The organism is Nitrosospira sp. TNL300, from assembly GCF_055385915.1.
The window spans coordinates 2712220-2737161 of record NZ_AP041005.1; the positions used below are offsets into that span (position 1 = coordinate 2712220).

At 49.6% G+C, this 24942-nt stretch carries 26 protein-coding genes; 15 read left to right on the forward strand and 11 right to left on the reverse strand.

Features of this window, described 5'->3' with window-relative positions; genetic code table 11:
• Positions 1-133 precede the first annotated feature (133 nt).
• The 3 genes from ACZ5BW_RS12370 to ACZ5BW_RS12380 all read left to right on the forward strand — a co-directional run bounded on the left by ACZ5BW_RS12370 (position 134) and on the right by ACZ5BW_RS12380 (position 2334).
• Positions 134-907, forward strand: a complete 774-nt coding sequence (locus tag ACZ5BW_RS12370; protein ID WP_464540374.1) for a Crp/Fnr family transcriptional regulator — start codon at positions 134-136, stop codon at positions 905-907.
• A 307-nt stretch (positions 908-1214) separates the two neighbouring features.
• The gene (locus ACZ5BW_RS12375; RefSeq protein WP_464540378.1) at positions 1215-1817 is read left to right on the forward strand and encodes a peroxiredoxin; all 603 of its coding nucleotides are present in this window, start codon (positions 1215-1217) and stop codon (positions 1815-1817) included.
• A gap of 55 nt (positions 1818-1872) precedes the next feature.
• Complete coding sequence (locus ACZ5BW_RS12380) at positions 1873-2334, forward strand: ferritin-like domain-containing protein (protein WP_464540380.1); 462 nt, start codon at positions 1873-1875, stop codon at positions 2332-2334.
• Positions 2335-2376: 42 nt separating this feature from the next.
• Here ACZ5BW_RS12380 and ACZ5BW_RS12385 read toward each other — a convergent pair whose 3' ends face one another.
• The 11 genes from ACZ5BW_RS12385 to hemP all read right to left on the reverse strand — a co-directional run bounded on the left by ACZ5BW_RS12385 (position 2377) and on the right by hemP (position 11503).
• Positions 2377-2577 carry a hypothetical protein gene (locus tag ACZ5BW_RS12385; RefSeq protein WP_464540382.1) on the reverse strand — a complete coding sequence of 67 codons (201 nt, stop codon included), beginning with the start codon at positions 2575-2577 and terminating at the stop codon, positions 2377-2379.
• Between the two features lie 223 nt (positions 2578-2800).
• The gene (locus ACZ5BW_RS12390) at positions 2801-3250 is read right to left on the reverse strand and encodes a hypothetical protein (RefSeq protein ID WP_464540385.1); all 450 of its coding nucleotides are present in this window, start codon (positions 3248-3250) and stop codon (positions 2801-2803) included.
• Positions 3247-3888 carry an acyl-homoserine-lactone synthase gene (locus tag ACZ5BW_RS12395; RefSeq protein ID WP_464540388.1) on the reverse strand — a complete coding sequence of 214 codons (642 nt, stop codon included), beginning with the start codon at positions 3886-3888 and terminating at the stop codon, positions 3247-3249. The genes ACZ5BW_RS12390 and ACZ5BW_RS12395 overlap by 4 nt, the downstream gene beginning before the upstream one ends.
• 488 nt (positions 3889-4376) lie before the next feature.
• Positions 4377-6512, reverse strand: coding sequence for a TonB-dependent receptor (locus ACZ5BW_RS12400; protein WP_464540391.1), 2136 nt, complete (start codon positions 6510-6512; stop codon positions 4377-4379).
• Positions 6513-6798: 286 nt separating this feature from the next.
• A complete protein-coding gene (locus ACZ5BW_RS12405) occupies positions 6799-7518 on the reverse strand; it encodes a PepSY-associated TM helix domain-containing protein (protein WP_464540394.1) in 720 nt (239 codons plus the stop codon).
• 65 nt (positions 7519-7583) lie between these two features.
• Positions 7584-8246 carry a DUF4198 domain-containing protein gene (locus ACZ5BW_RS12410; RefSeq protein ID WP_464540396.1) on the reverse strand — a complete coding sequence of 221 codons (663 nt, stop codon included), beginning with the start codon at positions 8244-8246 and terminating at the stop codon, positions 7584-7586.
• A 70-nt stretch (positions 8247-8316) separates the two neighbouring features.
• Complete coding sequence (locus tag ACZ5BW_RS12415) at positions 8317-9315, reverse strand: multicopper oxidase domain-containing protein (protein ID WP_464540398.1); 999 nt, start codon at positions 9313-9315, stop codon at positions 8317-8319.
• A gap of 197 nt (positions 9316-9512) precedes the next feature.
• Entirely contained in the window at positions 9513-10424 is a 912-nt protein-coding gene (locus ACZ5BW_RS12420) for a DUF2325 domain-containing protein (RefSeq protein WP_464540400.1), read from the reverse strand.
• Positions 10425-10565: 141 nt separating this feature from the next.
• The gene (bfr, locus tag ACZ5BW_RS12425; protein ID WP_464540403.1) at positions 10566-11030 is read right to left on the reverse strand and encodes a bacterioferritin; all 465 of its coding nucleotides are present in this window, start codon (positions 11028-11030) and stop codon (positions 10566-10568) included.
• 40 nt (positions 11031-11070) lie between these two features.
• Positions 11071-11268 carry a (2Fe-2S)-binding protein gene (locus ACZ5BW_RS12430; protein WP_464540405.1) on the reverse strand — a complete coding sequence of 66 codons (198 nt, stop codon included), beginning with the start codon at positions 11266-11268 and terminating at the stop codon, positions 11071-11073.
• A 49-nt stretch (positions 11269-11317) separates the two neighbouring features.
• Positions 11318-11503 (reverse strand): hemin uptake protein HemP, encoded by a 186-nt coding sequence (hemP, locus tag ACZ5BW_RS12435; RefSeq protein ID WP_081363630.1) that lies wholly within the window; start codon positions 11501-11503, stop codon positions 11318-11320.
• Positions 11504-11704: 201 nt separating this feature from the next.
• On the opposite strand from hemP, the gene ACZ5BW_RS12440 reads away from it, so the two are divergent.
• The 12 genes from ACZ5BW_RS12440 to ACZ5BW_RS12495 all read left to right on the forward strand — a co-directional run bounded on the left by ACZ5BW_RS12440 (position 11705) and on the right by ACZ5BW_RS12495 (position 24790).
• Entirely contained in the window at positions 11705-11788 is an 84-nt protein-coding gene (locus tag ACZ5BW_RS12440) for a hypothetical protein (protein WP_464543710.1), read from the forward strand.
• A 31-nt stretch (positions 11789-11819) separates the two neighbouring features.
• Positions 11820-12641, forward strand: a complete 822-nt coding sequence (locus tag ACZ5BW_RS12445) for an ABC transporter permease (RefSeq protein WP_464540408.1) — start codon at positions 11820-11822, stop codon at positions 12639-12641.
• Entirely contained in the window at positions 12631-14130 is a 1500-nt protein-coding gene (locus tag ACZ5BW_RS12450; RefSeq protein ID WP_464540410.1) for an ABC transporter ATP-binding protein, read from the forward strand. Before ACZ5BW_RS12445 ends, ACZ5BW_RS12450 begins: the two co-directional genes overlap by 11 nt.
• Positions 14127-14921, forward strand: coding sequence for a sulfotransferase family 2 domain-containing protein (locus ACZ5BW_RS12455; protein ID WP_464540412.1), 795 nt, complete (start codon positions 14127-14129; stop codon positions 14919-14921). The genes ACZ5BW_RS12450 and ACZ5BW_RS12455 overlap by 4 nt, the downstream gene beginning before the upstream one ends.
• 74 nt (positions 14922-14995) lie before the next feature.
• Entirely contained in the window at positions 14996-16093 is a 1098-nt protein-coding gene (locus ACZ5BW_RS12460; RefSeq protein WP_464540414.1) for a TylF/MycF/NovP-related O-methyltransferase, read from the forward strand.
• A 341-nt stretch (positions 16094-16434) separates the two neighbouring features.
• Positions 16435-18462, forward strand: a complete 2028-nt coding sequence (locus ACZ5BW_RS12465; RefSeq protein WP_464540416.1) for a glycoside hydrolase family 99-like domain-containing protein — start codon at positions 16435-16437, stop codon at positions 18460-18462.
• 548 nt (positions 18463-19010) lie between these two features.
• Positions 19011-21305 (forward strand): glycosyltransferase, encoded by a 2295-nt coding sequence (locus ACZ5BW_RS12470; RefSeq protein ID WP_464540418.1) that lies wholly within the window; start codon positions 19011-19013, stop codon positions 21303-21305.
• Between the two features lie 49 nt (positions 21306-21354).
• Entirely contained in the window at positions 21355-22131 is a 777-nt protein-coding gene (locus tag ACZ5BW_RS12475; RefSeq protein ID WP_464540420.1) for a class I SAM-dependent methyltransferase, read from the forward strand.
• Positions 22132-22406: 275 nt separating this feature from the next.
• Complete coding sequence (locus ACZ5BW_RS12480; protein ID WP_464574161.1) at positions 22407-23060, forward strand: hypothetical protein; 654 nt, start codon at positions 22407-22409, stop codon at positions 23058-23060.
• Positions 23057-23794, forward strand: a complete 738-nt coding sequence (locus tag ACZ5BW_RS12485) for a hypothetical protein (protein WP_464574162.1) — start codon at positions 23057-23059, stop codon at positions 23792-23794. The genes ACZ5BW_RS12480 and ACZ5BW_RS12485 overlap by 4 nt, the downstream gene beginning before the upstream one ends.
• The gene (locus ACZ5BW_RS12490; protein ID WP_464574163.1) at positions 23787-24431 is read left to right on the forward strand and encodes a glycosyltransferase family 2 protein; all 645 of its coding nucleotides are present in this window, start codon (positions 23787-23789) and stop codon (positions 24429-24431) included. Before ACZ5BW_RS12485 ends, ACZ5BW_RS12490 begins: the two co-directional genes overlap by 8 nt.
• A gap of 26 nt (positions 24432-24457) precedes the next feature.
• The gene (locus tag ACZ5BW_RS12495; RefSeq protein ID WP_464574164.1) at positions 24458-24790 is read left to right on the forward strand and encodes a hypothetical protein; all 333 of its coding nucleotides are present in this window, start codon (positions 24458-24460) and stop codon (positions 24788-24790) included.
• Positions 24791-24942: the final 152 nt, after the last annotated feature.

Consider the following 24942-nt stretch of genomic DNA (forward strand, 5'->3'; position numbering starts at 1 on the left):
TTGGAATCTATTGATCCGGCCAGAAAATACTATGAATCTCATCAATCACCCTCGCCCTTGTGCACCGGGTCGAGGCTTAGGAGTGTACTTCAGTCCAATGGAGAAAAGTGGGGAAAAAGAAATAATATGCCCCATGCTCAGTTCTCCCCTGCACCACCCCAGCCAGAACCATCTCCTCGCCGCTTTGCCGGCAACGGAGCTTGGCGATCTAATGCCGCATCTGGAGCTGATTCATGTGCCGCCTGGAGATATTCTCTGCAAAGCAGGGGATCAGCTTCCTTATGCCTACTTTCCTGCTTCTGCCATTATTTCCCTCCATTACATTCTGGAAAATGGCGCCTCGTCGGAAATCGCAAACGTAGGAAGGGAAGGCATGCTTGGAGTCTCGTTGTTCATGGGAGGCGAAACTACCAGCAGTCGGGCAACGGTTCAAATCCCAGGCTTTGCCTATCGCCTGAAGGCCCCATTTCTGCTACAGGAGATCAACAGGGGAGGACTGCTACAATGGATATTGTTGCGTTACAGTCAGGCGCTTATTACACAGATCGCCCAGATCGGGGTATGTAACCGCTATCATACAATCGAGCAGCAGCTATGCCGATGGTTCCTGTTAACGCTGGATCGCCTTGACTCCAGCGAACTGAGCATGACTCAGGAATTGATCGCCAATGCTCTTGGGGTAAGCCGGGAAAGCGTTGCGGGAGTTGCGGGAAAATTACAGCGAAAGGGAATCATTCGCTACCATCGGGGCCATATTACGGTACTTAACCGGACCGGGCTGGAAACAGGGGCGTGCGAATGCTATGAAACAATAAAGAAGGAATTCGACCAGGCGCTTGATGACATGCGGAAGCCGGAATTACATCAAGGCAACCGGTCACCCAGAAAGATACTGCCACTTCTGTAGTATCACCATCCATATTTCGCTGGTCCCGCTCTGTACGTTCCGTAGATAGCCCCATGCGGCGGGCTCCTGTTCGTCTCCTCAACATCCCCTCAACTCCCAGTCCCGCGCAGCCGCAGTCGGCGATCAAGTTGATATATCAGGGTGGCTTGTTTCACCCCCGATGAACGTGCGACTTTTTCTTCTTTACAGTCATGGAGAATTTGCCATGTATGCGGGATGCCGCACAGAAAGAAAATTGAAACAGAGCTATAAAGGTTGCGTTGATCCCGATTGATAAGGGGATTCATAATGAATAAGGAGATTCAAGATGGCAGTGCTTGTTACACACCCTGCGCCCGACTTCACCAAACCTGCTGTTCTGGCGGATGGCACCTTCAATGAGACCTTCAATTTTCATGCGCAAATTGCTGGCAAATATGCCGTATTGTTCTTTTATCCTCTAGATTTCACCTTTGTCTGCCCCTCCGAAATCCTGGCGCACTCGCATCGCGCAGAGGAGTTTCGCCAGCGTAATGTGGAAGTGATTGGAGTCTCGGTGGATTCCCAGTTCACCCACTATGCCTGGCGCAACACCCCGGTTGACAAGGGCGGCATCGGTCCGGTGGGCCTCACCCTGGTATCCGACGTAGGGGGAGACATCATGCACGCTTACGGCATTGCTCACCCGGACCACGTTGCCCTGCGCGCCTCTTTCCTGATAGATAAAAACGGCATCGTGCGCCATGAAGTCGTTAATGACCTGCCCCTGGGGCGTGATGTGGACGAAATGCTGCGCATGGTCGATGCCCTGCAATTTCACGAAAGCCATGGAGAGGTGTGTCCGGCTGGGTGGAAAGCAGGGGAGCCGGGGATGAAAGCCAGTCCCGAGGGTGTGGCGGAATACCTGGAAAGCCACGGCGAAGCGCTCTGACGCAGCAAGCCTGTGCCCACCTCCTTGAACTCCTGTAACCATAAAGGTGAAACACATGGATTTCGATAAAGACAAGGCGATCGCGCTGCTGAACAGAATCATGGAGCTCGAGCTTGCCGGAGTGGTGCGATACACGCATTATTCATTGATGGTCTTCGGCTACAACCGAATTCCAGTGGTGGAATGGCTCAAGAAACAGGCTGAAGAGGGGCTGCTCCATGCCCACAAAGCCGGCGAACTCGTCACGTTGCTGGGAGGCTATCCTTCGCTTGGGATCGGATCTCTCCTGGAAACGCACGTGCATGACATCGGCGATATTCTGCGGGAATCGCTGGAGCATGAGAACCAGTCGCTCATCGCCTACTATGAGTTGCTGGAGTTGACCCAGGGCAAGTCAGTGCTGCTGGAGGATTATGCGCGCGGCCTTGTCGTCGAAGAGGAAATGCATGCAGACGAAGTCAACAAGATGTTGCGGAAAACGGGAAAGACAGGCGTATACGAAACGCCCAAGAGTTAGGCATGCAAGATGCCGGTTACGTTAAAAGCGATGCAGATTGCCTTACTCTTCGCCTGTCTTAGGGCTGTAAACCATTCCGCTTAGCTGAATCATCAGGTCAATTTCGCTTTCGTCCTCATCCAGGTCCTGATCGCCTTGATCGAATTGGTAGAACTCGGCCAATGAAGAAAGCGGATCGTGCTCCGCCACATCGGTGGATGTCAGGGAAAGGGATGGTTGCAACATTACATCAGCCAGACTCATACACTCCTCCTGGCGTGCAATGAGATTGACATCACTAATGCAGGTAGCCGGGATTTCATGATTTGCCTCCTTTTGATCAATCCAGCCAATATCATTTGAAACCTTTGTCAGCTTGTACAGGCTACCTGCGACAGATGGCAGTACGATGAAAGTTTTATGAACTATTAAGTTTCTCGAAAGCTTTTGCCTCCTTTCTCCGTTCTACTGGCAACCTACCTGCATCTCACCCTCGCCCCGAATATTCAAAAGTAACTGGTTCCAACAGGGGCCGCTGGCAATCGTCGCGCATCAATGCGGCAGTTTCTCCCAGTGCGATTTCACGCAGCCTGCACCGCATGTTCAGAACGCCATTACCCGACTCGAATACACCGCAGGTATGCATCGTGCTGCAAGCCGGTTCATTCTCGGAAGCCTCATTTGGTCCGACATTATTCATGACCGCCACCGGCAAATGAGGATAGCGCCGTCTCGCTTCCCGCACCCATTGCATCAGGTTCACCTGCTGGGTGCAATCGTCTACTGCACCGTCGACCAGAACCATGTCATAGGCTTCCAGGTCCGGCTCCGGGAAGCTGTCGAGCGTTTTCCGCTCCAGCCTGTGCTTGGATTTTTCAAGCAACAGCTGCAGGAGCTGCCGGGTATCCTGTCTCTCTCCAACCAGTAGAATATTCATGCGGCTTTCCTCTGTGCGTTTTCGGGGAGCGTCCCAAAAAGGGCAAATTCGGTGATTGCATCGATTTCGATATAACATGCGACTGTCAAAACCCGACCGATTTTGATCGGGGCGCCCAACCTCGAAACGTTCACGCCAAGCTTGCGTATCAGTCTCTCCACTGCGACGGTGGTAACGGTTACATAGCGCTTTATCTTGTTGTGGCGCGCGAAGAGAAACAAGGTCTGCATCATTTTTACCGGAATTTCGCTAAAACCGAAACCGGCACTCTCATATTTGGGGACCATGACGGCAAAGCGGCTCAATTCCCAGACATCCGGTTGCTGCGGCGCGGGCTGTCCGTGCAGGAGTTGCGGGAAAGTATCCTTCAACATGTAGGGTCCCTGGGTGGGAAGCAATCGCCAGCAGCCGAGCACCTCGTCTTCATCCCCCTCGCCTCCCTCACTTCCCTCACTTCCTTTCGCCAGAACATAGATGGGATCTGCAAGATCGAACTCGTCATGCTCCATCCCGTTATCCGTGGTTACTTCCCAGCCGAGCCTGTCGTGAAAAACTTCGTGTCTCAGCCGATACATTCCCATTGCGGCCCGTTTATCAAGAGAACCATTGCCATGTTGTGCAAGCATAATCTGTCCCATTTCTTCACCCGTCGTTGGTTGATAACGACGCTATGAAACAACGGAACCGGACCCTCGAATAGCTGTAAAATCTTACAGGAGGCAGGGCGCAAAACCGGCTGAAACCCTTATCTATATTGGGTTTCAGGAGCTCCGGCGGCTACGCGTTGGACATGCTTTTATGACCGCAACGTGAATAAAAAAATGGATTGGAAGGTCCTTCGGGCGAAGCCCTTCCGATCTGATACAGAGCTGATGAGGAAGCAAAAGGAGACTCTTGGCTGAGGCTTGCCTCCTTCAGCAGACCCTCCAGAGAGACGCTAGCGCGTAACGTGCTGGCTTTAGGAATGGAGGGGAACCAGCGAACCTCTGAGCAAGGCCAAGGCCCTCTGGACGCGTTGACTGTGGGAACGCGTTGACTGTGAACGCGCATCCTCAGCTAATTGCCGCGTGAGCTTCGAGACCCGATGAGAGGCTTCTTATCGGCTCAAACCGGGTCGCCTCGAATGTCAGTTGAAGTAAAGCCGTACTGAGCCGTAAGCGCTGAGCGGATCGCCGGGGAGAGCCCCCGCGAATGTCGGGTTCGTATAGTAGGTCTTGTCCGTCAGGTTTCTGACGTTCACCGCGACCTCCAGGTTCTTTACGCGGTATGAAGCCATGGCATCATAGACAACATATGACGGCACTCTCAGCAGATTGAGAGCATCGGCAAAACTGTCGCCCTTGTAGGTCACGCCGAATCCCAGCATCACGCCCCGTGCAAGTCCGCTTTGTACCTGATACGTAGTCCACAGGCTGCCCATGTTGGTCGCGACGCCCACGGGGCGGTTTCCAGTAATGCTTCTGGGTTGTCCAGGAAGGAGGACATTGTTCCGTGCAAGTGCATTCGATAATGTTTCCGGATCCATCCATACCCCGTTGCCGATGATGCTGAGCCCCGCGATGGGCCGAAAGGCGAGGGATACCTCGACGCCGCGGGAGCGGTCTTTTCCGGCCTGAATGAGGAGACTGGCGGCGGTCGGATCGACATTGATGAAATAGTTATTCCGCGAACTCTGAAACAGCGCGACGTTCAAATCCGCCTTGCCGTCCAGGAAGGTCGTTTTGGCGCCAACTTCGATCTGATTGGAAGTTTCCGGCGAGGTCGCGACCGACGTAGGCTCGGTCGACAGATTGATGAACGCGCCGGTGCTGTAGCCGGCATAAAAGGCCAAGTTTTGGGTAGGCTGATAAACCCCACCCGTGGAATAGGTTGTCAGGGAACGCGTGCGCACGATTTCCCGGTAGCTATAGTTCCCTGAAACAGACTGAAAACCCTTGTCACTCCATTGCACGAGATCGTTGCGTATTCCCAGCCGGAGCTTCAATTGCTCGGTCAGATCGATCTGATCCTGCGCATAGAACGATGTCTGGTCGCTGTTGATTTTGCGATCGAAAGTGGGTCTGCGGGCAATACCGTTCAGGGAGGTTTCCAGGTTAAACGGATTGAATATGTTCACTGCGTTGGACAACGTAAAATCTCCCCGGACCGTCGTGATGTCGACGTTCTTGTATTCGAACCCCCCCAAGAGCGTGTGCTTGACCGGACCCGTGGCTGTTTTCCAGATCACCTCGTTTTGAAAGGTTGCAAATCCCTGATGGTCGGTCTGATGGCGCGCATCGCGGCCCGTAATGATTCCGGCAGCGTTAGCCTGGTTGCCTCCCCCATTTCTCAACATATCGAGCCTGCGTCCGTCATAAGCAAATGCCGTTCTCATGCTCAGGTCTGCGGAGATTGTCCAGTTGTGAACGGCGGTTACGCGATTGATGGTATTGCTCGTATAATTGAATGGGCTGTAATAACGGCTTTCGCGGGGAGTCACCAGCTTCGAATTGAAATCGAAAAGGGTTCCATAGTTGTCTGGCCTGATCTTCAGTTCGCGATGGTCGAAGTCGACCGTCAGTGTTTTGTCATCTGCCAGGCGCCACATCATGCTGGGAGAAATCTCGAATATATCGCGCTTAAGTCCGCGAAACCCGTCCGCATGCTCCAGATCAGTGATGAAACGCCCGGCGAAACTCTTTCCCATCGGCCCCGTCACGTCAAGATAGCCATTCAGCGTGCCAAAACTGCCGAACATCGTTCCCGTGGAGGCTGAGAAAGCGCTCCTGGGCTGTTTACTGATCATGTTGATGCTCCCGCCGGGGCCTGCTGCCCCGAACAAGGCCGACCCGGGTCCTTTCAGGACTTCGATGCGATCCACATCGTACATCGTTCGGTAATAACCGTTCATCGGAGACGTCCCGTCGGGCATTGCGTCACGAAAAAAGCTTACCGTCAACCCACGGGAGGTGAAGTTATTTGCGAAACCGTAGCCGCCTCCCATGAGGGGCTGCACGCTGCTCACGTTACGCATGGCATCGTTCATGTTGATGTAGCCCTGCTCCTTAAGGACGGACGCCGGCACGACGTTGACTGTCGCGGGAATATCGCGCAAAGGCGTATCTGTCTTGCTGCCGGTGCGGGCGACGTCCTCGATCGTTCCTGGACGGACCCGCCCGGTAGTCACTTTGATCTCCGGCAGGGTCGCACTTTTTTCCTTTTCTTTCCCTGCATCTTGAGCCGCCGCTGCATCTTGAGCCGTGGCTGCGTCTGGAGACGTCACTGCATTTTGGGCCGTCGCTGCATCTTGAGCCGTTACGGGCAACGGCATCAACAACCATGACAAAAACAGGGTTATAGGGGCCAAAAAGCGGGATGCGGGCTTGAATCTGGATAACTGTTTCACTTATAGCCTCTTTTAATTTTTTACTGCTGGCTGGCTACAAGCACGAAGGCGTTGGCTGGCTGTGGATTCTTTTTCCCAGCGAAACTGGGCGGGAAATTATAATCAATTGGACATTCTTTTATCGCAGTTCAGGGACCCGTTCGAAAAAATAACGATCATGCGATCATGCCAGCGATAGCGTCGTCATCATGAGGATCGCAGCAGTCGTCAGGGTCGTACCAATCAATCCGGCTGCCATCAAGCGGGGACCATGCAGGCGACTCCACAACAGGGTCCCGGTGATTGCCAGCACCAGCAGGCCCCCTGCCAGCGTGTCAGTGAGCAATATCCAGACATTGGACATTCCGCTTCCCTTGTGGAAGTTTGCCAGAGTCGCCCAGGCATTGGCCTCTTTCCGCTCGATATGCGTCTCGGCATCCCCTTTCCAGTATTCGGCGGTCACGCTGTGATTGGGCGCAAGGAGCGTAATACGCCAGTTTTCCGGCTGTATGACCTGGCCCCCTCCCCATGGCACCGGCCCCGCCGGTTTTTTCTGTGTGCGCGATTTTGCATCAGGCATTTTGAATTTTTCGCGCAGCCATGATTCCAACGCTTCCGGTGACTCAACGCTGCTGGTCGGCGGAGTGAGTATTTCGCGGATTTCATGCTGCGCCGCGAGGGGAATCTTCATTTCACTGCGGTGGTTCAGCAGAATCCCGGATACCCCGAATAGCAAGCCAAGCGCCGCGCCCCAGAGTCCCATCCACGCATGAGTGCGCCGCAGCCAGACCAGAAAGCGGCCGCGCTTCATTCCCTGTGATAAAAAGAGGTAACCGCGGGGCTCCGTCACTATGGGACGCGCCCCCTGGCCTGCAACTTGGCCTGCAACTTGGGACTGCACCATGCTCTGGGCAGTTGCTGAAGTTGCTGAAGATTTTGGGGCTGCTTGCGCGCCGGATTGAACAGTGCTCATTTATACAGGCTGCGTGTGACCTTGTGGCTCTCGACGGCGTATGCCTTGCCCTCGAACTCGCCGGGTTTGTGCATCTCGTATTTCGCTTCGATCACATACAGGCCCGGCTCGAGCAACGAGTAGGTCACCTCCCCTTTCTCATCCGTCTTCAGATGTTTCTCCCAGCCATTGGGTGCGATGACCACGATTTCGGTCTTGGGGACAGGCTTTCCCAAGTAGGTCAGGCGCAACGTGTTGCCGGATTCCTGTATATCGAGCGGCAGGCTGCCTCCGTTCCCGAAGCGCGTGTAGAGAAATCTTCTGTAGGTAGGAGACGGGATTTGCCCTTGCGGCTCGCGTATGGATTGCTTGAGCGCCTGCACCAGCACGGCGCCGTCCTGGGCCTCCTTGCCTGCCGGTACCGCAAAATAGTTACTCTCGCGCCTGACTTCGACAGGCTTTTCCATGCCTTTCGCGTTTACCACCGTCACCTTCGGTTCGATAATGCTATCGAGCCTGCCCGGCGAAGACTCACGCAGGTTTTCCGCGTATTCACCGAAATAAAGCCGGATTGCTCCGGCTTCTTTCTCAAGCCACAGCGCATGGGCTGCAACATCCAGGCTGAACACACAGCCGATAATACCCATACTTGTGACATGGATAAATTGCGCGAGTTTCATGGAGCTTTTCCTTTTCTATTATTTATCAAGGATTGGAAATGATTGAGTTGTTATAAGTATTTGTCTTGCATCATTTTGCTGGTGCCACGTTCCACCGGGTAGACATCCCGGCCATCATGTGATCGTCGACGTGGCAGTGCAGTAACCAGTTACCGGGCGAACGCGGAATCATATCGACGGAGGTCATGCTCGCGGGCAACACTTCCACCACATCCGTGCGACGTCCATGATCGAGTACTGTCTGGGCATGCCAGTGCACGGTATGGTTATCCGTCTCATTGCCGAGTGCCACGACGTGCCAGCGCACACGCTTTCCAATACTTGTATCGTAACCTTTGAGGTTACCAAAAATACGGCCGTTGATCGTATGCTTCATTCCGCTTTCTTCCCCGTTCTCCTCATTGAAGATCATGAACAAGGTGATGAACTCTTGATCCACATCATTCGGCGCTGGTTCGCGCATCGATCTTGCCATGCCCTGCCGGGTCACAATGATGGTACCGACCAGGCCGAGATTTGCCTCTTCCTCTTCCATTACATGCGAGTGATACAGCCAGACGATCGATGAAGGATCGGTTGGCCCGGGACCGGAAGCCTCATCCACAACCCAGGTATAAGTAAAGGATTTTCCCGGCGGCACCGCAGCCCCGATACCTGCTCCCGCGCTGGCGGCATCGGCCCCCTCGCTTTTCTTGTCATAGAATACGCCGTGCGGGTGCATGGAAAGCGGCCGGTCGGTCTTGTTCAGAAAATGAACCTTGAGGGTGTCTCCCACCTCTGCACGAAGCTGGGGGCCCAGAATTCCCGCCCACTCCGGCTGCACCAACCGCTCCTTGTAGCGCCCATCCTTATAGCCAAAATAGCGGTATTTGGGATATGTCAGCGTTTTGCCCCACACTCCCAATCCGTCATCCGGCTTGATCAGATTCTTTCCGGACGGTGCGTAGTTCCAGGTGACTTTTTCCGCCGCAACCCAATACTCCCTTTCCGCGGCCACTGCGTGCCCCACACCGAAAAGCGCAAGAAGACCAAGCAGCGCCATAACCCGGCCTGCATTGCAAATATTCATGTTTTTATAATACGAATAATAATCACTGCAAGATTTGACATCCTCACCCGCCCGAAGGAAGGCGATTCCTGCGGCGCTAAACAAGAGCGAACTCCTGCATAGTCGCTTCGGCGGGTTGCCGCGCATTCCGATCATAAATATCACGACCCCACCCCTACTGGCCCTTACTGATTTCCACACCATCAGGCTGAATGTTCTTAATCCTTAAAATCCTTAAGCGCTGGTCCCTCTTCGGGAGAATCTGGGCAGCGCCTCTTTGATTGATCGAATCTACCGGACGCGGATGAGGCACTCAATGCCGCCAGAGTTGCGATACCTTTACGAAAAGTGGAAAGGCTTGAGCGATCCAACAAGACGCAGGGCTTGCCGGCACGCCGGCAGTAACGCTTGACGGTGAAAAAAGCAGTATGGTTTACGCAATCCATGGGGCAGACAACCATGTCAGCATGGTCCAACAATACGGGCAAGTGATGTCCCGGGCCCTGAGGCATGTTCCTGTAGATCACCAGCTTACCGCCTGAAGCCTCCACTACGCGGTGATATTCCGGGTATAGAGCGGCGCGCCCCCCTACGCACAGAACGCAACGCCCCCCAATACCGGATCCCTCGCACCTGCCGTCTCCTTTTTCCCCAGAAGCGGCGGAAGAGGAATGCTCAAAGGAAAACGACGCAGGCGGGGCGGATTCCTTGATCAGTGGAAACCCATTCGTTTCGGCGACTTCCCGCCTGACACGATTTTCGGGGTCCACTCGATCGGGTGAGAGTGAATGAACAAACTTGCTATCTGGCGGCAGCTTGCCGACAGGTACTGGTTTCGATCTCTCAATCAAAGCCGATGATCGACCCAGTCGTGCTATCCGGGTCAGCCTTGCAGGGGTAAAAAAAGGATTGCTGCCCTGCCCCCTGAAAAATTGCCTGATAACCGCGACCAGATTTTTTCCGAGCAGCGCCTGCAATATCTGCGGCGTCTGCCTGTGGCGGATGAATAAATTCGGAGAAGGAGAGGAATTATCCTGCCTGGAGGCTGCGGGATCGCAGTGCTCTGGTTCAATCAGGGCAGAAGCGGGAACACAGAGATTAGCCAGCGATGTTGCCTTAAGCTGTTGCACAGCCCATACTCCGCACAGGTCAGAAAGCTGGCTTGCCCTGTATGGGCTGGCTGGCTAAAAATCAAAAAAGGTAAAAGATTGAACAAACCCGAATAAAGGCCGCCGCTGGAAAAAGAAATCCAGCGGCATTCATGAACAAATCTACATCTGGCTCTGCAGCCAGTTCTGGATGCCCACCTTCTGCATCACATCCAGCTGCGTTTCCAGCCAGTCGATATGCTCTTCAGTATCTTCCAGGATTTCTTTCAGAAGCTCCCGCGAAACGTAATCCTTCGCGGCTTCACACACGGCGATTCCACCAAGCAGCGTCTCGCGTGAAATCATTTCAAGCCTGAGGTCGCAGTCAACGCATTCCTCCGCCTTCTCACCAATCAGAAGCTTGCCCAGTTCCTGCAGGTTGGGCAACCCTTCCAGAAACAGGATACGCTTGATGAGCGCATCGGCGTGCTTCATCTCTTCTATGGATTCTTCGTATTCCAGCTTGCCAAGCTTGTCGAAACCCCAGTTTTCGTACATGCGCGCATGAAGGAAATACTGATTGATGGCCGTCAATTCATGCTGCAATTGGCGGTTAAGCCACTGGATAATGTCTGCGTTGCTCTTCATGTATGCCTCCTCAGGCGAAATCTCGAATTAACGAGTGGGTTTATGTGGGATGGTGTTGAACCATGTTTTTCTGCATCAGTGCCTTTTCCAGGACCTCCTTCGCGTGGCATGCGCAAATCCCGCACTGCTCGCTCACACCCAGGCAAGTCTTTAAATCCCGCATCCGGTCGGCACCTCGATGAATGACGGCTTCGCGGATTGCGGTATCGGTTACACCTTTGCAGACACAAATATACATGATGAGCGCCCTAAGTCTACTATTCCCTGCTATTCGTCCAGTATTTCTGCTATTTGGTTAAAATGAGCTTACCGTTACGGGTACGCCGCAAGCGATATTGCTCGCCCTGATGCTGAATAAACACCTCATCACCGTGGGAAAACAGCGCATCGCTGTAGATGCGTCGAGTCCGATCCAGCATGGCGAACTTCTGTTTATCCGCGTTGGTTTCCGGAACTGTGAGTAACTTATCCATGGCGCCGTTTCCGCAGTTATTAATGAGAATGATTCGTATTATAGGCAACTTTGGGTGAAATGCAAGAAGTGAATAAAAAATTTTCTTGATATTTTTCAATAGATCGATAGAAGGATCGCAAGCGATTTGCATTAACGCCAAGTGTAGAAGTCAGATACTCATATCCGGCCAGGTTATCGCCGGTATAATATCGGTCGGCATATGATTTATTTTCGCATCACACCCTACAACACCACCATTATTCGCATCCTGCATGCTTGCATGGATGCTTCCCGTCATCTGTAGAACACCCGCGCAAAGCTATCCCGTGCGCTAAATGCAAAAATTTTCCGTTCTTCCACATGAAATGGCCGCAAGTCTCTGGCGCAACAGAGACTTGATTACCGCGCTTACCAAACGTGAAGTCATCGGCCGCTACCGCGGCTCTATCATGGGCATGGCATGGTCCTTCTTCAATCCCCTGCTCATGCTCGTGATTTATACGTTCGTATTTTCAGTGGTATTCAAGGCGCGCTGGGGAGTGGGTGGAGAAGAAAGCAAAACGGATTTCGCCATTATTCTTTTTGTCGGCATGATTGTGCATGGCCTGTTCGCTGAGTGCGTCAACCGCGCACCCGCATTGATCCTGTCGAATGTCAATTACGTGAAAAAAGTCATTTTCCCGCTGGAAATACTCCCTTGGGTAGCATTCGGCTCTGCGCTGTTTCATACGGTCATCAGCGTTGGCGTGCTGTTGCTTGCACAGCTCCTCATCAGCCATCAACTGCCCTGGACCGTGATCCTTTTCCCCTTGGTCCTGCTTCCGCTCATTTTTATTTCCATGGGCTTTGCCTGGTTTCTGGCAGCTTTCGGTGTGTTTGTGCGCGATATCGGGCAGCTTACGGGAATGTTTACCACGGTATTACTGTTTCTTTCCCCCGTGTTTTATCCCTTAAGCATCCTGCCTGAAGAATACCAGGGTTTATTACAGCTTAACCCGCTTGCGTTCATCATCGAGGAAGGAAGAAAGGTGCTCGTCTTCGGACAACTGCCAGACTTCGGGCATTGGAGCGTCATGATGGTTGCTTCCTTGCTGATAGCGTGGGCAGGATTCGCCTGGTTTCAGAAAACCCGCAAGGGATTTGCCGATGTTCTCTGACACGGAAAATATCGCAAATGCTGCCAACCTTCCCTTATCCGAAACAGGAAGTGGAAATCAGGCAGGAAGTGATAAAAGTGAAAGTGCAATGTCGGATTCCGGCAACTTTGCTGTTCGTGTTCAAAACATTTCGAAGTGCTACCAGATTTACGACGCGCCTCGGGATCGACTCAAGCAATTTATCGCTCCTCGCCTGCAACGGCTGCTGGGCAAAACACCTAAACACTATTTTCGGGAATTCTGGGCACTGAAGGATGTTTCCTTTGAAATAAAAAAGGGCCAGGCGGTAGGCATCATTGGCCGCAACGGCTCCGGCAAATCTACGTTGCTTCAGATCATTTGCGGCACACTGTCACCCACGAATGGACTGATAGAAACCAATGGTCGCATAGCTGCCTTGCTGGAACTGGGCTCCGGTTTCAACCCGGAATTTACGGGGCGAGAAAACGTATATATGAATGCATCAATTCTCGGGCTTTCTCAAGCGGAGATTGACGCAAAGTACGATGACATCTTGGCGTTTGCAGACATTGGTGAATTTATCGACCAGCCGGTTAAGCAATATTCATCTGGGATGTATGTGCGTCTCGCATTCGCCATCATCGCCAATGTAAATGCGAATGTTCTTGTAATTGATGAGGCTCTGGCGGTGGGCGATGTTTTTTTCAATCAAAAATGCATGCGATTTCTGCATGATTTTAGAGTTAACGGCACCCTTATCTTTGTGACACATGATTCAGGGGCTGTTGTAAATCTATGTGATGATGCAGTTTGGTTAGACCGTGGCGAGGTTCAAGCAATCGGCTCTGCAAAGATCGTTTGTGAAAAATATCTTGCCAAACGTTATGAAGCTACCTCGTGGACTTCAACAATGCAGAAGAATGAACGAAGCTCAGTGAAATCTGGAAATAAAGAAATTCTGATTGAGGAGCTTAAGTCAAAACGTGATATGCGAATGCAATTCATTAATCATTCGAATTTACGAAATGATATCCAGATCTTCGATTTCTCGCCCGATACTCGAGGTTTCGGCAATGGCGGCGCAAAAATTACTAGCACAAAATTGACTGACCTGGAGGGGCAGCAGCTTTCATGGATAGTTGGTGGAGAACAGGTTCGCTTTGTAATTGAAGCAGAGGTACTGGTAAATTGCCGCAATATTGTTATTGGAATGAATGTCAAGGATAAGCTCGGCCAAGTTTTGTTTGGACAAAATACTTATCTGGATCACTGTTTAAATCCGGTTAAAGCCAAACCCGACGAAACGGTAGAGGCGGCATTCACATTTCGTATACCGATATTGCCCCGTGGATCGTATACGGTAGACGTGGCAATTGCCGACGGCATCCCGCCGGATGTTGTTCAGCTACAATGGCTTCATGACGCCTTCAGCCTGGAATCGCACGCCTCCAGCAGTGTAAATGGATTAATTGGATTAATCTTTGATTCCATCGAACTGTGTAACAAACACGCAAAGATTGATTTATGAGTATTCAGGAATTAGAAATGCCCGGTAAAAAACCCGCTATTTTCATTCATATCCAGAAAACGGCGGGTACCTCAATGGTTGACATAGCCAAGTTACATTATCAACAAGAAAACATCATTAGCCACGGTGACTATTTGAAAGGAGTTTATCATTCTCCGTTCAAAAAAGACTTCTGGATCAATGAACAGGTTATCAGTGATTTTCGCAGCATACCCTTTCTATCCGGTCATTTTGGTTATGATTTTGCCAAACTGTTTATGCATGGAAGATACACGTTCACATTCTTGCGCGACCCGATCGATAGAGTTCTATCTTTTTATTATTTCTGCAAAAATCGGGATCCGAATGAATTTGAAACATACCGGTTGTGTCAGCAATTTTCACTGGATGAATTCCTAAAAATGGGCCTGGAGCAACCAGAAATCAAATTTTTTATATGGAATAACCAGGTTTGGCAGCTTGCTTGCGGTTTTGGCAATCTCGAAAATCGCGACCTATCGTCATTCGAGTCCACAGAGCTTCTTGATCTGGCAATCAAGCATCTTGAAAATTTTTCTTATATCGGTTTGACAGAAACCTTTGAGCAAGATCGCGACAGGATACTTACGGATCTGGGAATCGCTCTGCCTGAGGAAAAAATTATTTCAAATGCCACGCCAACACGTCCTACATCGAAAGACTTGTCGCAATCAACATTAAAATTACTGGAGCAACTGACCTATCTTGATCAGATTCTTTACCGGAGTGTGTGGTCCCAACGAAATTCAGAAATCAAGGCGATAGGGTCATGACTAACCGGTCTGGTATCCCTCAGCCAATAAACGACGTGCTTCCGTACGAGCAATCAGACAGCTCGAGGCAAGCCGTGGACGAGTTGCAACGCATACGGCGTATATATCTCGAATTGATGCAATCTTCGTTGACTGGCAATATTTATCGAGACGAGTCGCGAGCACCATTCGGATCAAACACATTTAACCCGCAGTTGCGCGAGCATGGTTTGGACTGGCCCTCGCATGCACAAACGATGATTGGTATAAAACGGCTGGCCAACTTGCGAGCACTGACGGAGTCCGTGATTACCGACAACGTTCCGGGCGACCTCATAGAAACAGGTGTATGGCGAGGCGGCGCATGTATCCTGATGCGGGCGGTTCTTTGGGCGCATAACATCTCGGATCGATATGTCTGGGTTGCCGATTCCTTTGAAGGCCTTCCTCCTGCCAACGAATCACGGTACCCGGCGGACACCGGTTCCAGCTTTCATAAATACGAGGAACTCGTGGTACCCATCGAGCAAGTCCAGGAGAATTTTCGAGCTTATGGTTTACTGGACGAGCAGGTAAAATTCCTCAAAGGCTGGTTCAAAGATACCTTGCCTTATGCACCCATTGGGCAACTGGCATTGATCCGGCTGGATGGCGATATGTACGAGTCAACGATGGACGCGCTTACCAATCTGTATCCGAAGCTGTCGCCTCACGGATATGTAATTGTCGATGACTATCATGTTGTGCCAGCGTGTAGGAAAGCAGTAGAGGATTATTGTAGTGACAACGAACTGTGTCCGGAGATTGTAGAAATTGACGGAGTGGGTGTCTATTGGCGAAAACCATCCATGATCAGCAATGAATACCCAAAATTTAATCCGTTAAATCAACCGGTACTATCCACTGATCTTCAAATTGCCCGCCTAAATAAGGCAGTGGCAGAATTAAGCCAAAGCATAATTAAACAGCTTGAGCGGGTTTTGGTAAGGTACGAGCAAACCATCTCGGAAAGAGAGAAGCAGATTAAGCAGCTTAACCAGTCGGTGGCAAAACGTGATGAGCATATTGCTGAAATCAATGAGGAGATAGCCACACTTCTGTCCTCTACTAGTTGGCGGATAACGAAACCAATACGGGTGGCTAAGAATATTATCGATACATTAGGCCCAACCAAACCCATTGTAAGGCGATAATCGTTTGATAGGGATGCAATTCAGCCCGTTCGAGAGGGTGGGATTTAGCATTTACTCGAGGTGAGCGAACAACACGTTGTCGATCATCGGTCAGATTAAGCACGTTAATCTAGAATCAAGAAACCTATTTATCCCCATTTCTGTTTATAGACGAAGGTCTACAGAATTTTCAGCTGCCTACAACTTTGTCTGCATTGGTACGAGACATTAGAGGAACTTCGCGCTGATGCGTGTATCTGCAAGGATAGCCGAAGGAATTCACCCTTATTGTCAATCCATGTCATGCACATTCGTTAAATATCAAGTTTTTATCCTAACAGTTCAAATTTTATAGCACAAGTATGAACCCTGAAAACAGGCATATTTACGAGTATGAGGTAGATCTAACGGAACAAACCGCAGCAGTTCATGTGATGCATCTTGTTGGCCAATCAAAACGTGTACTGGAAATTGGTTGCGGGCCTGGCTCTATTACAAAAATTCTAACCGAGCAGACACAATGCAGGGTGACAGGCCTTGAACTTGATTCAGAAGCAATCAAAAAAGTAAGGCCTTACTGCGAATCGGTTATTCAGGCCGATCTGAACTCTGCTGATTGGCCGTGCTTGCTTGATGGCGTAGAACCATTCGATGTTGTAGTCGCTGCCGACGTGTTGGAGCACTTATATGACCCCTGGGTTACCCTAAAACGAATGGCTTCTTTTATCAACCAAAATGGGTATCTTGTAGTTTCACTACCCCATGCTGGGCATGCAGCCATGGTTTCATGCCTGATTAATAGTGACTTCGAATATCGCGACTGGGGTTTGCTGGATCGTACTCATATTCGTTTTTTTGGCTTTAAGAACATTGAAAAATTGTTTGCACAGGCAGATCTGAAAATTATCGATGCTCGCTACGTCATCAAATTCCCAGATGAAACCGAACTCGCTTCAAGCTGGTCTGGAATTTCCTCTCCGATGCGAGATTTGATTATGAATACTCCCCACTCCCGGGTATATCAGGTCGTTGTTAAAGCAGTGCCGTTAGATCATCCGGCTAGGGAGATTTCACTCATGGCACCTGAAACCCAATCCACAACGCCGCCGTCAGAAAATCACATAAGCCCACGCTTGATTGCCTTTTATCTTCCACAATTTCATCCCACACCTGAAAACGATCTCTGGTGGGGTAAAGGCTTCACGGAATGGACTAATGTGACAAAGGCTGAGCCTCTGTTTGAAGGTCATCTCCAGCCACATTTGCCTACAGACTTTGGGTTTTATGATCTGCGCCTCCGCCAAACGCGACGCGAACAGATCAAGGTTGCCAGACAATATGGTATAGATGGATTCTGCTACCACTACTACTGGTTCTCGGGTAAAAGGATTCTAAGCCTGCCGTTGGATGATATGCTGGCTGATCCTGAAAGCGATATGCCATTTTGCCTGTGCTGGGCAAACGAAAACTGGACCCGCCGCTGGGATGGAGCTGATCAGGAAATTCTGATTGCCCAGCAGTACCTACCCGATGACGACTTGAATTTCATCAAATCACTAGTACCGTTTTTTCAGGATAAACGCTATATCCGCGTGGACGGAAAACCATACTTCATTGTATATCGACCTCAACAGTTACCTGATCCGGTCAAAACAGCCGCGGTCTGGCGAGAGTACTGCCGTTCCATAGGTTTAGGTGAGATACATATATGTGCAGCGTTAACTCACGGCAACGAGGACTACGCTCAGTTCGCGTTTGATAGTGGCGTCGAGTTCCCACCACACAATCTCAAAATAGCTAATATTAATGATCAAGTGGAATTTCATGGAAAGTTTATAGGCAGCCTCATACAGTTTGCGTCAATCGCTCAATCTCATCTTGATAGAGTGTATGACAATGCTCGTGTTTTCAAGACGGTATTTCCATCATGGGATAACACGGTACGAATAAAGGAACGCGCACTAATAGTGTTGAATGGTACCCCAGAAAATTACGAACATTGGCTTGCGTCCACTATTGACCAGGTGAAGCAGACGGGCAACGCCGATGAGCTTGTGTTTATCAACGCCTGGAATGAGTGGGCTGAAGGATGCCACCTGGAACCGGATCGCTGGTTCGGACATCAATTTCTCCAAGCGACTTTAAATGCAAAAACAGGCGTACGCAGATTTTCCACATTCCCCCACTTCAGTGTCCCCCATCACAGCAGGATAACAAGCATTACGATTGACGCCCATTTAACCTTCTGGGAAGCGATATCATCTACAGTCAAATACTATATACCGCTAAAAGTAAGGGGTTTGAAGATTGCTGTGAATCAAAGGCGATGGCTTCGCTTTCTATTGCTCCCCTTCGTCAGAACCGCACGTACTTTAGGTGTACGAATATAATTTCTCCTTCCATCATGAGGTATGCAACCATTGTTAATTTGACGATGGTATCTTGGCTCGGAAAAGCGCAAGGTGTAGCCTCGGTAAAAATGGTTAGTTAGGGATCTGGCTAATCGAAGAGGTAGCTCTTTTCATTCATTGCTATGTGATGCGGCTTCCATCATTGAAAAACGGAAGGAGTGCTCAATTGGACTTTGTTGGCTACCAGATAAGCTATCAGGTTATTTTTTTGACCTTATACCCCAAAATATAATCATCAGTCCACTGGAACAGTTCCTATAGATACTGAGTAGTTGCTGAAGAGTAATATCCAATTCTGCCTACTCTTTTTCCGTTTGCTGTCATGGAGCATCGCTTCAGTTTTTTGATAATTCAGATAGCAAACCATTTTCGCGGTGTGAACTCATCAAATCCACTTCGGCTTTAGCAAGCTTTTCCCTGACTGATGCCAACTTAAATGGTACGTTGAGCTTTATACATATACGACATTACCCCTCTTCAATATAGATATGCGACATCTTCAATATAGATATGCAGCACAAAGATTAGTGAAAAACTATATATTCCATTATTCGATTCGCCAGCAAATCCGTAATATCTACCTTTTCGCTCGGGGCATATCAATCAAAATTGTATATCCCATATCGCCGAAGCTGCACGAACTGATCTTCGTTAAACTGGCCCCATTTTTAAAAAGGAAACTTTTACAGTCTCTTTTATTCAGTTCCGATTTATTCAGTTCCGATTCGAAGGAACTTTATCAAAACAATCATGAGCCGGCTGCAGATTTCCAACCCAAAGTATCTGTCATTGTACCGAGCTATAACCATGCTGACTTCCTTCGGCAACGGCTGAGTTCCATTTATCAGCAAAAATATTCAAATATCGAAGTCATTCTGTTGGATGATGCTTCCACCGATGAAAGCCCAGAGATTCTCGAAGAATATCGATCGCGTTATCCGCAAATAACAAAGTACACCTTCAATGAGAAAAATTCTGGTAGTGCGTTTAAGCAGTGGCAGCGAGGATTTGAGATGGCGACAGGCGACCTTGTATGGGTAGCCGAGAGCGACGATTACTGTTCTGAAAATTTTCTGGAAGAGCTCATCAAATGCTTTGTGAACCAGGCAGTGATGCTTGCATATTGCCGAAGCGTATTCGTGGAAAGGACATCTGCCAAACAGGTATGGAGCCTGGAGGAGTATTTAACAGAAGTCGACGCTAACTTATGGCATAAGCCCTTTGTAATGTCAGCCCACCATTTGGTCAACAAGGCGTGGGCGATAAAGAATATTGTGCCGAACGCCAGCAGCGCCGTTTTTCGCCATCCAGGAAAACTTGAATTGCTGGACGACAACATTTGGAAGCAGATGAGGATATGCGGGGACTGGATATTTTATTTGCATCTTGTACGAGGGGGTCTGGTTGCCTACACACCGAAAGCTACAAATTACTACCGCCTCCATGAAAACAACACCTCACGAAATACGTATAGCAGTAACATCTATTATCATGAGCATGAGCTGGTCGCAAAAGAGCTTCTAAGTTTGTACCGCGTGGATAAAGATGTGTTTGAACGCCAACAGCAGGTTTTGCAGTCCCAGTGGCGTACCTTTCGTACGGATTATTCAGAAGTCTCGTTTGGAAACTGCTATAGCTTTGAGCGCATCCAACGTGTGGCTGCATCGCGGAAGCCAAATGTGCTTATGGCCTCATTTGCACTGACAGCAGGAGGTGGAGAGGCCTTCCCCATCAAGCTAGCCAATATGCTGAAAGCAACAGGGTATGGAGTAACCTTTCTTAACTGCGGAAGGGCTCCGACTGAAGCAGGTATGCGCGGAATGTTGCGCAAAGATATCCCCCTTTTGGAAGTGGACAGTCTCGAGAAGTTTGGAACAGTATTTGAGGATATGGGTATCGAAATTATCCACTCGCATCACGGCTGGGTAGATGCGAATATCTGCCATTTCCTGAAACCTGATTCCAATGCCAAGCTGATTGTCACTACGCACGGCATGTATGAGACTGTCCCTCCAGCCGATTTGGCACAAGTTTTACCTCTCTTGAAAAAGAGGGTCAGTAAATTTGTCTACCTTTCGAATAAAAACCTTGCGCCATTCATTTCCCATGGCTTTGATACAGACGCTTTTGTCCGCATCGATAATGCCGTGGACATTAGCCCGATAATGCCTGTACCTCGATCAGAGCTTGGCGTTCCGGAAGAGGCCTTTTTGATTTGTGTGGTGAGTAGAGCAATTCCGGAGAAGGGTTGGCAAGAGGGTATCGAAGCTGTGAAATTAGCGAGGAAAATCAGTGAAAAGGACATTCATTTACTCCTGATCGGTGCAGGACCGGAATATGATCGACTAAGGCCAATTGTCAAAGACAGCTTCATTCACTTCCTGGGGTTTCGTCCAAATACGCGGGATTATTTTGCAACATCTGATCTCGGTTTTCTTCCCTCACGCTTTACCGGGGAAAGTTTTCCCCTCGTACTGATCGAATGCCTCCACTCCAACCGTCCCATGCTGGCGAGTAATGTTGGAGAAATTAAAAACATGCTGGCCACCGGGAAGGGAGTCGCTGGGTCAGTATTTAATCTTGAAGATCAGAATATCCCGGTTGCCGCCGTTGCTGAAACGATTGCCGCCTATGCGGAGAAAACCGATTTCTACCTTAGTCACCTCCAGTGTGTTCCAGAAGCAGCACGAAAGTTCGACCCGGCAATTATGTTAAGACACTATGAAAAGGTTTACCTTGAGGTGTTCGATGGAACTTCTGGCTCTGAAGGAAATACGGCAGAAGTTGAAAAACGGGATCCGCTATTAGAAATCAGTACTTAATCTGGTTATTGGGAAGACGTGAAAAACCGTAAGCATTAAACAGACGAGAATGAGAATTTACCCAATTGCCGATAGAAACTTTAACCGTTTAGAGAGCTTCACTTCCAGATATGGTTTCGTTGGAATATGTTCAGTTTGTGGTCACCCGAGCTATTTTGGTAAATTTCGGAACAATCATAGGGAATTGGGTTACTGCATATTATGTAAAGCAAGTAATAGAAAGAGGCAGTTAGGTTTTGTACTGCGAAAGGTTCTTAACTTCGGAGATTTCGGCAAAATAACATCCGACAAGCAGATTTTGAATACCGAGGCGTCGGGCGGATTGCATGAGTGCCTTAAGCACAATGTCAACTATGTCTCATGTGAGTATTTTGGCAGGAAATATAAGTCTGGAGATATTGTCGATGGGGTACTAAACGTAGACCTCACGCATTCTCACTTTGAGGAAAATACTTTTGATGTCGTAATGACAAGTGACGTTTTCGAGCATATTCCAGATCCTTATAAGGCATTTAAAGAGATTTACAGGATATTAAAGCCTGGAGGAGTCCACATTTTTACCGTCCCTTTTTATCAAACCGACTATTTGGATGAGAAAAGAGCAGAAATAATTGATGGTGAAGTTATTCATCATATGGAACCCATTTATCACCTGGATCCGTTAAATCCTAACGACATACTCGTATACAATATTTTTTCCTTGGAAATGCTGCTGAAATTAGCTCAGTTCGGATTCCGCACTACAATGCATAAACTCTACGACATCCGCTACGGGATATTCGGTAATAATGGACTCGTTTTCGAGAGCAAGAAATTTAAGGCATGATTTCCTTCTATTCAGAATGATTATTAATGAATGATTGGAAATCTGTCAGGCTCATCTATTCCATCTGGTTCAACAGGCTGTTGCGCCAAATATACAGGAATCTACCGCTACCTTGGTATTTCAAGCATCGGCTCAAGGACATATATCTGGGCCGGCCCGGTGCATGGAAGGTCTCTACCAAGAATGTTTCCCAGTTTGACCGTAATCCTGATGCCCTGCCTTCTGTAGTCGCGAGCACGTACCAGTATGATTCGGCGCAGCGTTGGATATTGGTAGTGGGTTCGTCAGTGCTTTCGACCGATGAGGATAACGACGCTCATCCCATGCCGGCGATCCTTCATCTGCTGCGAGAGATGGGGTTCCATATCACCTTTATTCCGGATTCAAGTGAGCTGCTTCGCGAGGAAGCACTTGAAAAACAAGGTATTCACCTTCTCCACGGACTCGATGCGGTCCCTCTCCATCTGAGGGCTGAAGGGGGGAAATATCATCATGTGCTGTTATATGGGACGGTGACAGCGTTCCAGCACTTACCTTACGTGCGGGCATACGCTCCCTATTCAAGGGTCATCTATTGGATAGCCAACCCGCAACCCACTATTCGTCCCGATCCCGTTTTTCCCGATGCCAGCACCGAACTTCATCGATTCGAACTTTTCAACACCGCCTGCGCAGATCTCGTACTCGTAGCAGCCGATAATAAGGAAAAAGATAATCTTTTTGTGGTGCAACCTGAAACAAAAATCGCCTTGGTGCCAGGTTTCCCAACTCTTCACTCTGATGACAGAACCAGGAAGCAATGGGCCAATATCTTTTCAGCACCCGGCACGTCGCTCCTTGATTGGAGTGTTGGAAACAACGAAGCCAAACTTCCAGTTTTTCCGGGAGATGGAGAGCACAATTCCACCGCTTCTGGAAGTGCAATATGAACAGTTCGGGAGAGATGCCCCCGCAGATGTTACGGGTACTCATAGCCGGAATATATCTTGCCGACAAGGAAAATTTTGCTGTTGACATCAGCCGGGAATTTGCTGACAGCAAGGACTGGACAGTCGAGCAGCAATGGGTCTCATTGGGAAAAAACCTGCCAAAACCGGATATGGCATCTCTCACCGTACAAAGACTCGAGATGCCTGCACCCAAATTCCTGTTGCTGAATCGGCTATTGAAGACAGTCAATCTGTACGATTTCGAATACATCATTATCAGTGATGACGACATCGTTCTACCGCCGGGTTTCCTCGATTCCTATCTTGCGCGGGTGTCGCACTATAATTTCGCGATTGCGCAACCCGCAAGAACTCATGACAGCTATATCGATCATCCATTTGTGGAGCAACTCGATGGAATCGATGCCCGTTGGACTCGTTTTGTCGAGATCGGGCCTTTATTCTCCTTACATCGCAGCGCCTTTGACTACATTCTGCCTTTTGATGAGGCAAGTCCCATGGGCTGGGGGAATGATTTTGTATGGCCGGTTTTGGCTGAGAAACACGGTCTTAAAATGGGAATCGTCGATGCCGTGCCGGTTGCCCACAGCTTGCGCAAACCGGTGGCGTATTACGATCATGCATCGGCTGCAAAGACCATGAACGATTATCTCTCAATGAGACCGCATCTCCCCAAAAAAGATGCGTTCTTCATACTCGAATCCTATGCCTGACCGCTCCCTTTCCACAGAACATAATGCGGCAGTACCGTTACTGAGCGTAGTAATCTGTACCTACAACCGCGCACCGCTATTGACTCAGGTGCTGGAGAGCCTGTGCGAACAAACTCTGCCAGCCGATAAATTCGAAGTCGTGATAATAAACGATGGATCAGCGGACAATACCGAAGCTATTGCGGCAGCTTTTGCAGGAAAGCTCCCCCTGCGCTACCTCTATCAGCGCAATGCCGGATTGGCCAGTGCAAAGAATCACGGCCTTTTTGCCAGCCAGGGTGATCTAGTGTTTTTCCTGGATGACGACGACATTGCCGCCGAGACTCTCCTGGAAGAGCATGTCAAAACGCACCTGAAATTTCCGGCTCAACATTACGCAGTACTGGGCTACACCGCTCTTGACCCGGAGATCAGCCAGAATCCGCTCATGTATTTCGTCACCGAAGTAGGTTGTTTTTTATTCTCCTACCCCTCCCTAAAGGATGGAGATATTCTCGATTACTCTTATTTCTGGGGTGGGCGTTCCTCCTGCAAGCGCTCCTTCTTGCTGGAGCATGGCGTATTCAATCCCGTTTTCCGCTTTGGCGCAGAGGATATCGAACTAGGCTATCGGCTCTCGAAGCATGGGTTGCGGTAATCTATAACAGGAATGCTGTCTCCATAATGGTCAGGAAGATGGACTTCGACGCCTTCTGCCATCGGCTGGAACGCCAGGGGTCCTCCAATTACGTCATGAGCAGGCTTCATCCTGAACCGGAAATTCAGCGATGGGCAGAAATTGTCGATCTGGATAAAAACTGGAGGATGATAAATGGGCACTATGATGCTATCGTCAAATCAGCCCGTCATCTCGATTCGATTGCCAACCTGAAACTGGCTTCGGGCTTCGATTTCGATGATGAAACCCGCTATCTCACCTATCGCGCATATTGGGCAGCTTTCAAGGTGTGCAAGCTGAAAGGAATTGTGAAAAAGAGAAGCTTGCGTGATGAATAGCGCGGGAGGCATCGAGACGCGCAGGAAGCCGTACGAGACATTCCTTTACAATTTCTGAAAATACTTTTAGTGCCACTGTATCCACAGAGTAAGCAAAATTTTGCGCGTACTAGGCAGGAAAATTCGAAAATTAGCGGATAGCTGCACTCGTA